The sequence below is a fragment of the Cognatilysobacter lacus genome, from assembly GCF_008274655.1.
In the GTDB taxonomy this organism is placed as follows: domain Bacteria; phylum Pseudomonadota; class Gammaproteobacteria; order Xanthomonadales; family Xanthomonadaceae; genus Cognatilysobacter; species Cognatilysobacter lacus.
Genome location: NZ_VTRV01000018.1, coordinates 14,757 through 27,493, shown reverse-complemented (window position 1 = coordinate 27,493; position 12,737 = coordinate 14,757). Strand labels below are relative to the sequence as shown.

Annotated in this window: 14 protein-coding genes; 6 read left to right on the top strand and 8 right to left on the bottom strand. The window is 67.9% G+C overall.

What is annotated here, in order from left to right; translation table 11 throughout:
* Positions 1-51: 51 nt before the first annotated feature.
* On the bottom strand, positions 52-990 hold the full coding sequence (locus tag FW784_RS03030; protein WP_149351886.1) for a peptidylprolyl isomerase: 939 nt from the start codon (positions 988-990) through the stop codon (positions 52-54).
* A 76-nt stretch (positions 991-1,066) separates the two neighbouring features.
* Entirely contained in the window at positions 1,067-1,246 is a 180-nt protein-coding gene (locus FW784_RS03025) for a hypothetical protein (RefSeq protein ID WP_149351885.1), read from the bottom strand.
* A gap of 139 nt (positions 1,247-1,385) precedes the next feature.
* Between FW784_RS03025 and FW784_RS03020 the strand changes: the two genes are divergently transcribed.
* Both FW784_RS03020 and FW784_RS03015 read left to right on the top strand, forming a co-directional pair.
* Positions 1,386-1,811 carry a PadR family transcriptional regulator gene (locus FW784_RS03020; protein WP_149351884.1) on the top strand — a complete coding sequence of 142 codons (426 nt, stop codon included), beginning with the start codon at positions 1,386-1,388 and terminating at the stop codon, positions 1,809-1,811.
* Entirely contained in the window at positions 1,808-2,743 is a 936-nt protein-coding gene (locus FW784_RS03015) for a sensor domain-containing protein (RefSeq protein WP_149351883.1), read from the top strand. The genes FW784_RS03020 and FW784_RS03015 overlap by 4 nt, the downstream gene beginning before the upstream one ends.
* 62 nt (positions 2,744-2,805) lie before the next feature.
* Here the strand turns inward: FW784_RS03015 and FW784_RS03010 are convergent, their stop codons facing one another.
* Positions 2,806-4,053, bottom strand: a complete 1,248-nt coding sequence (locus tag FW784_RS03010) for a polyhydroxyalkanoate depolymerase (protein WP_149351882.1) — start codon at positions 4,051-4,053, stop codon at positions 2,806-2,808.
* 68 nt (positions 4,054-4,121) lie between these two features.
* Positions 4,122-4,730 carry a class I SAM-dependent DNA methyltransferase gene (locus FW784_RS03005; RefSeq protein ID WP_149351881.1) on the bottom strand — a complete coding sequence of 203 codons (609 nt, stop codon included), beginning with the start codon at positions 4,728-4,730 and terminating at the stop codon, positions 4,122-4,124.
* A gap of 68 nt (positions 4,731-4,798) precedes the next feature.
* On the opposite strand from FW784_RS03005, the gene FW784_RS03000 reads away from it, so the two are divergent.
* Positions 4,799-5,218: a CopD family protein gene (locus FW784_RS03000; protein WP_149351880.1), complete on the top strand. Its 420-nt coding sequence runs from the start codon at positions 4,799-4,801 to the stop codon at positions 5,216-5,218.
* Here the strand turns inward: FW784_RS03000 and FW784_RS02995 are convergent, their stop codons facing one another.
* On the bottom strand, positions 5,219-6,907 hold the full coding sequence (locus FW784_RS02995; protein ID WP_425481573.1) for an alkaline phosphatase: 1,689 nt from the start codon (positions 6,905-6,907) through the stop codon (positions 5,219-5,221).
* A gap of 174 nt (positions 6,908-7,081) precedes the next feature.
* Between FW784_RS02995 and FW784_RS02990 the strand changes: the two genes are divergently transcribed.
* Positions 7,082-8,407 carry a dicarboxylate/amino acid:cation symporter gene (locus FW784_RS02990; RefSeq protein WP_149351878.1) on the top strand — a complete coding sequence of 442 codons (1,326 nt, stop codon included), beginning with the start codon at positions 7,082-7,084 and terminating at the stop codon, positions 8,405-8,407.
* A 28-nt stretch (positions 8,408-8,435) separates the two neighbouring features.
* Positions 8,436-8,924: an acyl-CoA thioesterase gene (locus tag FW784_RS02985; RefSeq protein ID WP_149351877.1), complete on the top strand. Its 489-nt coding sequence runs from the start codon at positions 8,436-8,438 to the stop codon at positions 8,922-8,924.
* Positions 8,925-8,976: 52 nt separating this feature from the next.
* Here the strand turns inward: FW784_RS02985 and FW784_RS02980 are convergent, their stop codons facing one another.
* Entirely contained in the window at positions 8,977-9,612 is a 636-nt protein-coding gene (locus tag FW784_RS02980; protein ID WP_149351876.1) for a C40 family peptidase, read from the bottom strand.
* A 165-nt stretch (positions 9,613-9,777) separates the two neighbouring features.
* Positions 9,778-10,317, bottom strand: coding sequence for an NlpC/P60 family protein (locus tag FW784_RS02975; protein WP_149351888.1), 540 nt, complete (start codon positions 10,315-10,317; stop codon positions 9,778-9,780).
* Between the two features lie 117 nt (positions 10,318-10,434).
* On the opposite strand from FW784_RS02975, the gene FW784_RS02970 reads away from it, so the two are divergent.
* Positions 10,435-10,914, top strand: a complete 480-nt coding sequence (locus FW784_RS02970) for an FKBP-type peptidyl-prolyl cis-trans isomerase (protein WP_149351875.1) — start codon at positions 10,435-10,437, stop codon at positions 10,912-10,914.
* A gap of 127 nt (positions 10,915-11,041) precedes the next feature.
* Here FW784_RS02970 and FW784_RS02965 read toward each other — a convergent pair whose 3' ends face one another.
* Entirely contained in the window at positions 11,042-12,607 is a 1,566-nt protein-coding gene (locus FW784_RS02965) for a M4 family metallopeptidase (protein ID WP_149351887.1), read from the bottom strand.
* Positions 12,608-12,737: the final 130 nt, after the last annotated feature.

Sequence of the window (12,737 nt, the reverse complement as noted above, 5' to 3'; positions counted from 1 at the left end):
CGCGCGTAGCCGTGCCCGCTGCCGGCGCGTCGGCGACGCTCGGCCGCTGACTCAGCGCGTCTTCGCCGCGCGCACCGGAAGCGGCACGTTGCACAGGTCGATGTGGTGCGCCTGCACCTTGTAGAACGCATCGCGACGATTGCGGCGTGACTCGACCAGCTCGGCGAAGAGCGGCGTGTCGGTACGCATCAACTCGATGTCGGTGCGCTCGTCCCGTGGCACATCCGACGCCAGCCGGGTCGACTTGATGCCAACGCGCTGTTCGGGCTTTTCGAAGAAACCCAGCGGGCCGGTGCCGCGTGGAATCGTCGACAGCCATTCCATGCCCTGCACGACGCGCCCGACCATCGACATGTTGCGGTCGAGTTGTCGCGGCGACTGCCCGGTCACCACGTACAGCTCGGTCGCGTCGCTGGAATCGGCTTCGTTGTTGCGCCCGGCACCGACAGCGCCGTAACAGTGCGCCATCCAGTAGGTGCCGGCCTTCGCATCGTGGCCGGCCGGCACGCCGTTGACGAAGCCCACCTGGGGCGCCCAGCCGTCGGCGTCTGGCAGGCGCGTCCACCTCGCGTCCTTCGCGGCGAACGTGAATTCGGCAGGCAGGTGCTCCTTCGCGCTGCCGATCGACTTCTTCTTCGTCGCGTCCTCCTCGGGATCGCCCCACTGCACGACGAAGTTGTCCTGCGACCGCATGATCGCCAGCCCGTTCCAGTAACCCTCGCGTGCGAGCGTTCGGACCTGCGCGACGTGCTGGGGCGCGAACGCCGGCGCGAGCTCGATGACGACGCGATGGCCGTCAGCGAGGTCCATGTAAAGCGTGTCCCGCGGGTCGGGGCGTCGCCAGTCGCCCGGCGTGGAGGCGTCGATGATTTCCTGCATCGAACGCGCCTTCGCGGGCGCCGCAGGAACGCGCCTCGGCGCGGCGTGCACCGCCAGGCAGGCGAGGGCTAGCGCGATCGAAAGCGTTGTAACGGCCGGGCGCATGGACATGGCGGATTCCGCGGGGAGGTCCGCCGATTCTGTCGCATGGGGCCACCGGCCGCACGGACCGGTGGCCGCGCCGGCGTCAGTGCTTGGTACGGCCGGAGCCGGACTTCTTGCCGCCGCCGTCCTGCTTGTTGACGGTCGCCCAAGCGATCCGCTCGGCTTCGGTCTTGGGCACGCCTCGCTTCTCTTCGCTCTTCTCGATGTGGCCAGCTTCGCGTTTCTGCTTGTCGGTGTAGCTGGACTTGTCGCCCTGGGTCATGACGGTGACTCCGTGGAGAGGGGCTTTCCTCTTACCCCCGGCGCCGTCGTCGCCACGCATAAGCGGCCGTGACCAATGGCAGGTTCGGTATACCGAAGTTCGCACTACAGTGAAGTCGTCCCCAGCACGAGCCTCCGCCATGTCAGCGCTCCCCCTCGACGATCCCGACCTTCAGCTGCGGAAGTTCCAGAAGGAGTTGAGTGCCGGCACCGTTTCGCTGGCGCTGCTCGCCGTGCTGGCCGACGCGACGGAGCCCATGTACGGCTACCAGATCGCCAAGCGCCTCGAGCAGCTCGAGGGCGTGCTGGCCGGCAAGCAGAGTGCGCTGTATCCGGTGCTTCGCGGGTTGGAGGGCGCCGGCCTGCTCGAGAGTCAGGTCGAGCCGTCGATCTCCGGGCCGCCGCGCCGCTACTACCGCATCAACGCAGCCGGCGTCGCCGTGCTCGGGCGCTGGGCCTCGGCCTGGCGCGACACCCGCGATTCGGTCGACGCCGTACTCGGCGCGCTCGCCCATCCCAAACTTCCCGCTACCGAACAGAACGACTTCCGCGGAGACCACGCATGAACGCCGTCCACACCTTCGCGCCCGGCCTTGCCGCGCCTTCCACGATCGCCGAATACCTGGAGCGGCTGCGCACCGCGCTGGCCGGCGCCGATCCCTCGCTCGTGCAGGACGCGCTCTATGACGCCGAGGACTACCTGCGATCGGAGATGGCCGCGAATCCGGGACGCTCCGAGGCGCAGGTGATCGCGGACGTCGCAGGCAGCTACGGCGCGCCCGACGAGGTCGCCGACATCTATCGCGATACCGAAGTACGCGTGCAGACCGCGCTGCAGCCGCCCAAGGCTGTAGTCCGAGGCTCGGCGATCGGCCGTTTCTTCGGCGTCGCCACCGAGCCGCGCACCTACGCTGCGCTGTTCTACATGCTGCTCTCGCTGGCTACCGGCATCTTCTACTTCACTTGGATCGTGACCGGTCTTTCGCTGAGCGCCGGTCTGTCGGTGCTGATCATCGGCATTCCATTCGCGATCCTGTTCTTCGGCTCGGTGCGCGTGTTGTCACTCGTCGAAGGCCGACTGGTCGAAGTGATGCTCGGCGAGCGCATGCCGCGACGGCCGCTGTACGTGACCCGGGACGCGCCGCTGCTCGAGCGCATCAAGGCGATGTTCACCGATCCGCGCACGTGGGGCACGTTGCTCTACATGCTGTTGATGCTCCCGCTTGGAATCGTCTACTTCACGCTCGCCGTAACGTTGCTTTCGCTATCCGCCGGGTTCATTGCTGCGCCACTCGCCGCGTTGTTCGAAGCAATCGTCGGGTCGGACGCCGCCGGTTTCCACGTGCAGGGCGTGCATACATGGCAGCTGCCGTTCGTATTCGTCGCCGGCATCGCACTGCTGTTCATTACTTTGCACGTGGCGCGCGGCGTCGGGCATCTGCATGGCCAGCTCGCCAAGCACATGCTGGTGCGCTCCGGCCCTGCCTACGCCGCCTGATCGGGATCGCCCCAACGAAAACGGGCGCCACCAGGGCGCCCGTTTTTTTTGCGTGTCACGAATCAGTTTTTCGAGTGTTCGACGAAGAAGTCGCGAACCTTCGGATACACCTGCGTGCGCCAGCGCCGGCCGCTGAAGATGCCGTAGTGCCCGGCGCCTTCAACCACGAAATGCTCGCGGTCCGATTCCGGAATGCCGGTGCAGAGCTTCTGCGCCGCGCGCGTCTGTCCGCGGCCCGAGATGTCGTCCAGTTCGCCTTCGATCGTGAGCAGCGCCGTGCCCTTGATCTTCGACGGATCGACCTTCTGTCCGCGAACTTCCCACTCGCCCTTCGGCAACAGGTGCTGCTGGAACACGATGCGCACGGTGTCGAGGTAGTACTCGGCCGGCATGTCGAGCACCGCGTTGTACTCGTCGTAGAAGCGGCGATGCGACGCCGCGTCCTCGAGGTCGCCTTCGAGCAGGTTCTGGTAGAAATCCCAGTGCGATTCGAAGTGGCGCTCGGGATTCATCGCGACGAAGCCCATGTGCTGCAGGAAGCCCGGATACACGCGGCGACCGGCACCCGGGAACGGCGCCGGCACCGGATGGATCAGCTGCGTCTCGAACCACGACATCGGGCGGTGCGTGGCCAGGTCGTTGACCTTCGTCGGGTTCTCGCGGGTGTCGATCGGGCCACCCATCATCACCAGCGAACGCGGCGTGGTTTCGCCGCGCGCGGCCATCAACGACACGGCGGCCAGCACCGGTACGGTCGGCTGGCAGACGCTGATCACGTGCAGGTCGGCGGCGCCGATCGTACGGATGAATTCCTCTACGTACGCGATGTAGTCGTCGAGGTGGAACGGGCCTTCGGACACCGGCACCATGCGCGCGTCCACCCAGTCCGTGATGTACACGTCGTGGTCGCGCAGCAGCGTGCGCACGGTGTCGCGCAACAGCGTGGCGTGGTGGCCGGACAGCGGCGCGACCACCAGCACGGTCGGGTCGTCGGCAAGCGCCTGCACGCCCTCGACATCGTCGGCGAATCGCTTGAAGTGAAGGAGCCGGCAGAACGGCTTGCGCAGCGTTTCGCGTTCGACGACGGGGAATGCGCGGCCGTCGATCTCCACCTCGTGGATCTCGAAGCGCGGCTTCTCGTAGTCCTTGCCCAGGCGGTAGAACAGCTCGTAGCCCGCGGAAAGCTCCGACGCGCCCGGCACGGTGTGCAGCCAGCTGCCCGGCGCGCCGAAGGCCTTGCTCATGGCGTCGGCGTAGTACGTCATCGGCGCGAGCCAGGCCCGGCCGAGTTCATGCATCTGATAAAGCATCGAATCCCCCTGTTGCACAGCAGCATAACCCGCGCTACCGGGCCGGACCGTGATAGGGGTCCGGGGGTTCAGCGCGTCGTTTCGAGCGTCGCCGCCGCGTCGAGGAGCGCGGGCCCCAGCCACAGGTGCGAGCCCAGCGGTGCGAAACCGGCACGATCGAAGCGCTCGCGGTAGAAGCGGGCGGGGCGGCGACGGAACCCGTGCGTGTCGCCGGCCACCTCGTCGCCCGAGCTGAAGGTCTCGAGGAAGGCGACGCCGCCGCACAGCTCGGCCAGGCCGGGCAGGCCGGCGTCGAGCTCGCGCGTGTCGAGGTAATGCAGCACGTCGCTGCAGACCAGCAGGTCCACCGGGGCGCAAGGCCGCAGCATCGCGAAATCCGCGAACGCCGCGCGATGCAGGCCGCGACGCGCGCCGTAGCGGGCAATCGCGTATTCGCTGCTGTCGAAGCCGAGGTAGCGCGCCTTCGGACGAAGCTTGTTCAGGGCCGGCTGCCACGCGCCCTCGCCACAGCCGATGTCGAGCACGCTGCGCAGCGGGCGTTCCAGCCAGTACTCCGCGGTGGCGACCGCCATCGCCACCTTGCGCGCCAGCCGCGCCGCGCCACCGATCGCCTCGCGCCTGAGCGCCGGATCGCGATACCAGCGTTCGAAGTAATCGCGGTCGTACTGCTTGCTCATTGGATTCCCGAAGAAGGCGCCGTGCGGCGCGTGGCATCCTACCGGCCCCACTTCACGACTGCCGCGCCATGGCCTATTTCTGGACCAAGACCTTCCACATCGTGTTCGTGATCGCCTGGATGGCAGCGGTGTTCTACCTGCCACGCATCCTCGTCAACATCGCGGAAGCCGGTGATTCGGCACCCGTTCGCGAGCGGCTCGTGCTGATGGGTCGCCGCCTGTACCGCTTTGGCCACGTGATGTTCGGTCTCGCGCTCGTGTTCGGGCTCGCGCTGGTGTTCGGCTTCCACATCATCGGTGGCTGGCTGCACGCCAAGATCGCGCTGGTACTGGTGGTGCTGGCGTTCTACATCGTGTCCGGACGCTGGCTCAAGCGCGCCGCGGTTGGCGGCGCACTGCCGTCGTCGCGCACGCTGCGGCTGGTGAACGAGATCCCGGTGCTCGTGCTCGTCGCGATCGTGTACCTGGTGCTGGCCAAGCCGTTCTGATCAGCGCGCGGCGGCAGCCGGCATCGCCACCGGCACGCCGTTCGAATCGCAGCCGCCGGCCTTGCACACGGCTGCGCGCAAACGCGGCGTGGCCTGCAGCAGGATGTGGAAGATCGCGTTTTCCTCGAGCGAGCCCCGCACTGCCTGGCTTCCCGGCCCGCGCGCCCAGATGCCGACGTCGTCGCCGCCATGCGTTTCGCTGGCCATCGGCATGATCGACTCCTGCATGTAGGAAGGCGCGGCGGTGTCGACGTGGCTCAGGTCGGGGCGGCCGTGCTCGGCCTCGCGCGCGCCGCTCACCACGTGCGGGTAGCGCTTGCTGCCCTCCGGCTGCTGATCGGTTGCGCCGAGGTAGCCCGGGCCGTTCGCGTAGTTCAGCGTGGTGTACGGGTGGCCGAGCGCGTCGGTGGCGTATTCGCTCTTGCCGTCGCCTTCGCCGCTGCTGCCCTTGACCTTGCCCAGGATCGGATTGCCGCGCGCTGGGTAGCCGCCAAAGCTGAGCGTGTGCGAGTGATCGGCCGTGACGAGGATCAGCGTGTCGTCGGGCGACGTCGACTGCATCGCGACACGCACGGCATCGCTGAAGGCGATGGTTTCGGTAAGCGCGCGGTAGGCGTTGCCTTCGTGGTGGCCGTGGTCGATGCGTCCGCCTTCGACCAGCAACACGTAGCCGTTGCGGCCCTTCGACAGTCGCGAGATGGCTGCGCGGGTCATCGTGGCGAGCTCCGGCTCGCCGCCCTTGTCGGTGTCGCGCTCGGTGACGTAGTGCATGTGGCTCGGGTCGAACAGGCCCAGCAGCGGCGCGTCGGCGGGCGCCTGCTGGAGCTGCTTCTCGTTCCACACGTAGGCGCCGCCCGGATGGCGCTTCGACCACTCGCCTACCAGGTCGCGGCCGTCCAGTCGCAGGCCGTGTTTGTCCGCGTACTCGGGGTCTTCCTCCGCGGCCGGCATGAAGTTCGAACGACCGCCGCCCATCAGCACCTTCACCCGGTCGGCCAGCGGCGACTCGACCAGTTGCCGCGCGATGTCGATGCAGCCCGCCGCGTGCGCCGCGGCCGGCATCTCCGCGTCGTTTTCCCAGTTTCGATCGGGCGCGTGGGTGAAGGTGGCGGCGGGTGTCGCATGGGTGATGCGCGTGGTGGTGACGATGCCGACGTCCATGTCCTGCGACGCCGCCAGTTCCCACAGCGTGGTGGTCGGATGCAGCAACGCCTGCGCGCAATCGCCACGGGGCACTTCCGGCCCGACGGCGATCACCCCGATCCGCGTTTTGACGCCGGTGGCGATGGCACTCATGGTTCCGGCCGAATCAGGCGTCTGCGAGTCGGTGTTGTAGGTCTTGCTGAGCGCGGTGTAGGGAAAGTCTTCCCAGCTCAGCCGGTTCTCTTCGCCGGGGTGGCCGTTGCGCTGGCCTTCGAGGATGCGCGCCGCCGCCACGGTCGGCAGGCTCATGCCGTCGCCAAGGAAGACGATGACGTTCTTCGCGTGCCCGCCCATCGCGCCGCGTGTGGCGGCCTGCGCGGCGCCGCTGCGGAACCACCAAGCGCTGGTCTCGCCTGCGGGATGCTCGACCCGCGGAACGTCCACGTCGAATGCGCGCGTCGTGGTGGAGGGCGCAGTCGCGCAGGCCGCGCACAGCAGGGCGGTGGCGAGCGCGGCGGCCGCCGGGGTCAGTCGGGACATGGAGATCGATCGGCGAGGCACGGGAAGCCGCCAATTATGCCGACGCGATCGCGACCGTCGCGTTCGCCGGCCCCGTGACGTGCGTGCGGTCACGCCTGCGGGACGCTGCGGCGCCGTCGACGGCGTCGTTCTGCGACTTTACGTCGGCTATGGTGCAGCGATCGACCTGCGAGCCGCGCCATGTCCCTCGTCCACGCCTGGCTGAAGATCCGCTTCTGGAAGCGCGTGCTGCTCGGCTTCGTGCTGGGCGCGCTGGCGGGCTGGGCGCTCGGACCCGCTGCCGCCACATGGTTCGGCCCGCTCGGTGACATGTACGTGCGCTTGATCAAGATGATCGCCGTGCCGCTGGTGTTCTTCGCCGTGGTGAACGCGGTTGCGGCGCTGCATGGGCAGAAGTCCATGGCGAAGCTCGGCGGCCGCACGTTCCTGTGGTTCGCGCTGACGGCGGTGATCGCCGTGGGCGTCGGGCTGCTGGTCGGAACGATCATGCAGCCCGGCGTCGGCGTGACACACCTCGCTGTCGACGCCGAGTACGTGCCGAAGGACGTGCCGAGCGTTGCGAAGGTCCTGTTGTCGGTGGTGCCGGAGAATCCCTTCCATGCCATGACCGGCATCGGCACCGCGACGAACGCGGCCGGCGAGACGGTGCTGGTCGCCGGCAAGGGCTCGATCCTGCCGGTCATCTTCTGGGCGGCGCTGCTCGGCTTCTCGATGGTGAAGCTGGGCGAACGCACGCCGCGCATGCGCGAGCTGATGGGCGAAGGCCGCGACGTCATGGTGCAGGTGACCCGCTTCGTCCTCGAGGTCACGCCGATCGGCACGTTCGGCCTCATCGCCGCGCTGGTCGGTGAATTCGGCTTCTCCAAGCTGCTGCCGCTGGGCAACTTCGTGCTCGCGCTTTACATCGCCTGCGCGCTCCACATCGTACTGAGCTACGGCGGCCTGCTGCTCGCGCATCGGCTGAATCCGTGGCGCTTCTTCAAGGGCGCGTTCCCGGCGATGCAGGTGGCGTTCGTCAGCTCGTCGAGCTTCGCCGCGATGCCCGCGTCGCTGCGCGCGGCCACGCACAACCTGGGCGTAGACAAAGACTACGCGGCGTTCGCCGTGCCGCTCGGCGCGTCGATCAAGATGGACGGCTGCGGGGCGATCTACCCGGCCCTCTGCGCGCTGTTCATTTCGCAGTACACGGGTGTTCCGCTCACCGCGGATCAATACCTCATCGTGCTGGTCGCCTCGGTGCTCGGCAGTTTCGGCACGGCCGGCGTGCCTGGCACCGCGGTGGTGATGGCCACGGTGGTGCTGAGCGCCGCCGGCCTGCCGCTCGAAGTCATCGGGTACCTGTATGCGATCGATCGCGTGCTCGACATGATGCGCACGATGACCAACGTGACCGGGCAGGTGCTGGTGCCGGTGCTGGTCGCGCGCGAGACCGGGTTGCTGGACATCGACGTCTACAACGCGGGCCGCACCGATATCGGCATCGACGCGGAAGCCGAAGCGGCCTGATCGCAGCGGCTGTGGTACACCGTCGCCCATGAGCGACCGCGAACTGACCCTGCGTTTCCTGGCACAACCCACCGACGTCAACTACGGCGGCAAGGTGCATGGCGGCGCCGTCATGAAATGGATCGACCAGGCCGGCTACGCGGCCGCGGTGGCCTGGAGCGGTCACTACTCGGTGACCGTAGCCGTCGGCGGCATCCGCTTCATCGCGCCGATCCGCATCTCCGACCTCGTCACCCTGCGCGCCGAACTCGTACATACCGGCACGACCAGCATGCACTTCGCCGTCGAGGTGCGCGCACGCGACCCGAAGGACGCGGCCACCGGCGACCGCCTGTGCGCGCACTGCGTGATCGTCTTCGTCGCGCTCGATGCCCCGGAAGGCAGGCCCGTACCGGTTCCGGCGTGGACGCCAACGGACGAGGACGACCGCCGCCTTGCCGACTACGCGCAACAGGTAATGGCGCTGAGCAAGGCGATCGAACCCATGATCGAAAGCCTGCCGTCGAGCCGGGCCTGAAACGCGGAAGGCCGCCCGGAGGCGGCCTTCGCGGGGCGATCGCTGGCGCGGGTCAGATGCCGGCGACGCGACGCGCTTGTACGAACCTGGCATTCCAGTAGCCGCCGTCGAGGCTCGACACCGTGACGTCGCGACCGGTGCGCGGGGCGTGCAGGAACTTGCCTTCGCCGATGTAGATCCCGACGTGGTCGACGCCACCGCTGTGGGTGCTGAAGAACACGAGGTCGCCCGCGGTGAGCTGGCTGCGGTCGACCTGCGTGCCGGTCTGCGCCTGGTCGCGGGCGACTCGCGGCAGGTCGATGCCAAGCGCGTTGCGGAACACGTAGCCGACCAGGCCGCTGCAATCGAAGCCTTCGGTCGAGGTGCCACCCCAGCGGTACGGCGTGCCGAGCAGCGCGAACGCGCGCGAGAGGACACTCTGCACTCGGCCCGTGGCCGGCGTCGGGGACGGTCCCGTGTTGCGGGCGCCGGGGACGATGAGGCGGTTGATGTCCGAGGCGAGCATGAGCGCGCGGTCGGAGAGCGTCATGGATTCGGGCAACGCCGCGTGCGAGTCGACCGGGCTGTCAGCGCTGTCCGCACCCATTCCACCGGTCGCCGGATCGGCGAAAGCGGGGATCGACGCGAGCGCCAGAAGGGCTGCAAGGGCGGCGCGCGTGAAGGAGCGGTTGAGCGTGTTTCGGATCATCACCGGCGTCTCACTGAATCATCACGGGGCCATCATGCCCCCCGGACGGCCCCGTTTGGTTAGCAAGTCGTTACGTGGAGGGTATCCAGCAGCGACCGCTGTCCCAGAAACGGGCTTCAGTGTTGTGATGCCGGCAGTAGTCCGGCCGGTCGATCCCGCGGCCGATCAGCGCAGCAAACGCCGCGCGCCACGCAGGTGATCGCGCCAGTAGGGGCCGTCCAGGCGATCGAGCCGGACCGTGCCGCCCGTGCTCGGCGCATGCACGAAACGGCCTTCGCCGACGTAGATACCCACGTGGCTGACTGTGCTGGCGTCGCCGAAAACGACGAGGTCGCCGGTCGCCATGCGCTCGAGACTGATTCCGTCCCCGGCGGTGGCCAGTTCCCCCGAACTGCGCGGCAGGGCGCGCGAGATCGTGTCACGAAAGACATAGCCCACCAGTCCGCTGCAGTCGAAGCCGGCTTCGGGCGTGTTGCCCCCGTATCTATAAGGTGTGCCCACGAGCGACAAGGCGCGCATCAGCACGGCGTTGGCGTCATCGGGACGGGCGGGGGCGATGCTCGGCCATTGCGCGGGCAGCACGAGGCGGGGCGGGGAATGTCGGACCGCGTGCTGCGGCGCGGCGCAGCCAGCCAGCATCGCCAGTGCGACGAGCAGACTCGCTGGCGCGGGCAAACGCTTGCCGGGATAATGCGGTGTTTCCATCGTTGGCAAGCTTGACGGGTCGTTCACGGGCCGACAAGACCGCCCGTACCGCCAGCCGCCGCGTCCACGACCGGCATTGCCGCCCGTTCCCGCCGTCGCCGGCCCACCAGGATTTCCATGAAGATCGAGAACAACAGCGTCGTCCTCTTCCATTACAACGTCGCCGAGCAGGGCCAGGACTCGATGGAGTCGTCCGAAGGCCGCGAGCCGCTGGCCATCATGGTCGGCCACGGCAACATCATCCCCGGTCTCGAAGAAGCGCTGATGGGCCACGAGGCCGGCGACAAGTTCGACGTCGACGTGTCGGCCGCGCAGGCCTACGGCGAGCGCCGCGACGGCCTCACCCAGCGCGTGCCCAAGAAGCATTTCGAAGGGCAGCCGCTGCAGCCGGGCATGCAGGTGGTGCTCAACACGAACTTCGGCCCGCGCGCGGTGACGATCCAGAAGGTCGGCATGACCGTGGTCGACGTCGACCTCAACCATCCGATGGCGGGCAAGGACCTGCGCTTCTCGATCGAGATCGTCGAAGTCCGCGAGGCGACTGCCGAAGAACTCGAGCACGGCCACGTGCACGGCGAGGGCGGCCACCAGCACTGACCGCGCCCCGAGTACCGGCCCGGCGCCTCTCCGGGCTGTCCGGGCCGCCGGACTCGCCAGCCATGGCGAGGCGAACAAAAAAGGCCCGCCGAAGCGGGCCTTTTCCTTTACAGCGGGATCGATCTGATCAGTTGACGCTGACCGCGCTCCACGCGGCTGCGACCGCGTTGTACTGGGCCGAGCCCGCGCCGAACAGATCGGTGGCGGCCTTCAGCGACGCGACGCGGGCACCTGCGTAGTTGGTGTTCGAGGTCATGTACACGGTCAGCGCGCGGTACTGGATCTTCGCCGCGGCGTCGCGGCCGATGCCGGTCACCGTCGAGCCGTTGCAGGTCGGGGAACCGTACGTGCCGTTGGGCCACGTCTTCGGTGCCGAGCCTTCGGCCAGCAGGTAGAAGTAGTGGTTCGACGGGCCCGACGAATAATGCACGTCGAGCGAGCCGACACCGCTGTACCAGCAGTCGACCGAACGGCCCGCGCCTTCGAGGCTCGGGTGGTACATGTAGCGGAACGCCTTCGTGTAGCCCGGGTTGTTGAGGTACAGCTCTTCGCCGATCTCGTAGTCACCCGGATCGTTGGCGTTGTTGGCGTAGAACTCGACCATCGTGCCGAAGATGTCGGAGTTGGACTCGTTCAGGCCACCCGACTCGCCGGAGTAGGTGAGGTTGGCGCTGCGGCTGGTGACGCCGTGGCTCATCTCGTGGCCAGCCACGTCGAGGTTCACCAGCGGGCCGTAGGTGACGCCGTCGCCGTCGCCGTAGCTCATGCAGAAGCAGCTGTCGGACCAGAACGCGTTCACGTAGTTGCGGCCGACATGCACGCGGTTGTAGGCGCCTTTGCCGTCGTTGGCGATGCCGTTGCGGCCAAGCGTCTGGTAGTAGTCCCAGGTCTTGGCGACGCCGTAATGCGCATCGACGCCCGCGCTCTGGCGGCTGGCGCTCGTGCCGGTGCCCCAGGTGTTGTCGGCGTCGGTGAAGATCGTGCCGGTGCCGGGCTTGCTGGTGCTGCCGTTGTTGAAGTCGGTCGTGTAGGTGCCGCCGCGCGTGGTGTCACGCAGCTCGTAGCCGCCACTGATCGAGTTCGTGGCCAATGCCACCTGGCCCGAGTACAGCGAATTGCCCGTGCCGTTTGCGGCGGCCGTTTCGATCGTGTCCCACTGGTCGAGCAGCTTGGCGCTGTTGGCGTCGACGATGTAGTGCATGGACACCGGCGTCTGGTCGGTGCGCAGGCCGTCCATCACGACTTCCCAGGCGAGCACCGGACGGCTGCCGCGGGCGTAGATCACCTTGCGTGCGGTCGGAGTGCCTTCGAAGCCGGTGCCGAACCGGGCACCCGCCTCGACGATCGCGTCGTTGGCGCTGAGGCGCGCGGCGATCGACGGACGTGCCGTGGCGTTCAGCGATTTCGATACCGACTGCAGCTGCCCGTTGCGCGAATGCATGACGAAGTCGCCGCCGATCACCGGCATGCCGAGATAGCTGCGGGTGAACCGCACATGCTCGGTGCCGTTGGCGTCGACGAGGACGGCGCCCGCGGTGAAGCCGTCGCCGTCGGCGCTGGCGATTTCGGCACGGTGGCTGTCGAGCAGGCCACGCGCATGGTCCGCGGCAGGCGAGCTGTTGGTGCCGGCGAGTGTGTAAGCCGACGCGCCGAGTGCGGCGACGACGGAGACAGCGAGGATGCGCGACTTCAGATTCGACATGAAAACCTCGGTTGTGGGTTTGGACGACTACGCGGGATTCGACCGCTTGCGCGGAAGACCTCGGCAACCCCGGCGGCGTCCTGTCGGCGCGGCGTGCATCGGTTAACGCCGAACATAGGGA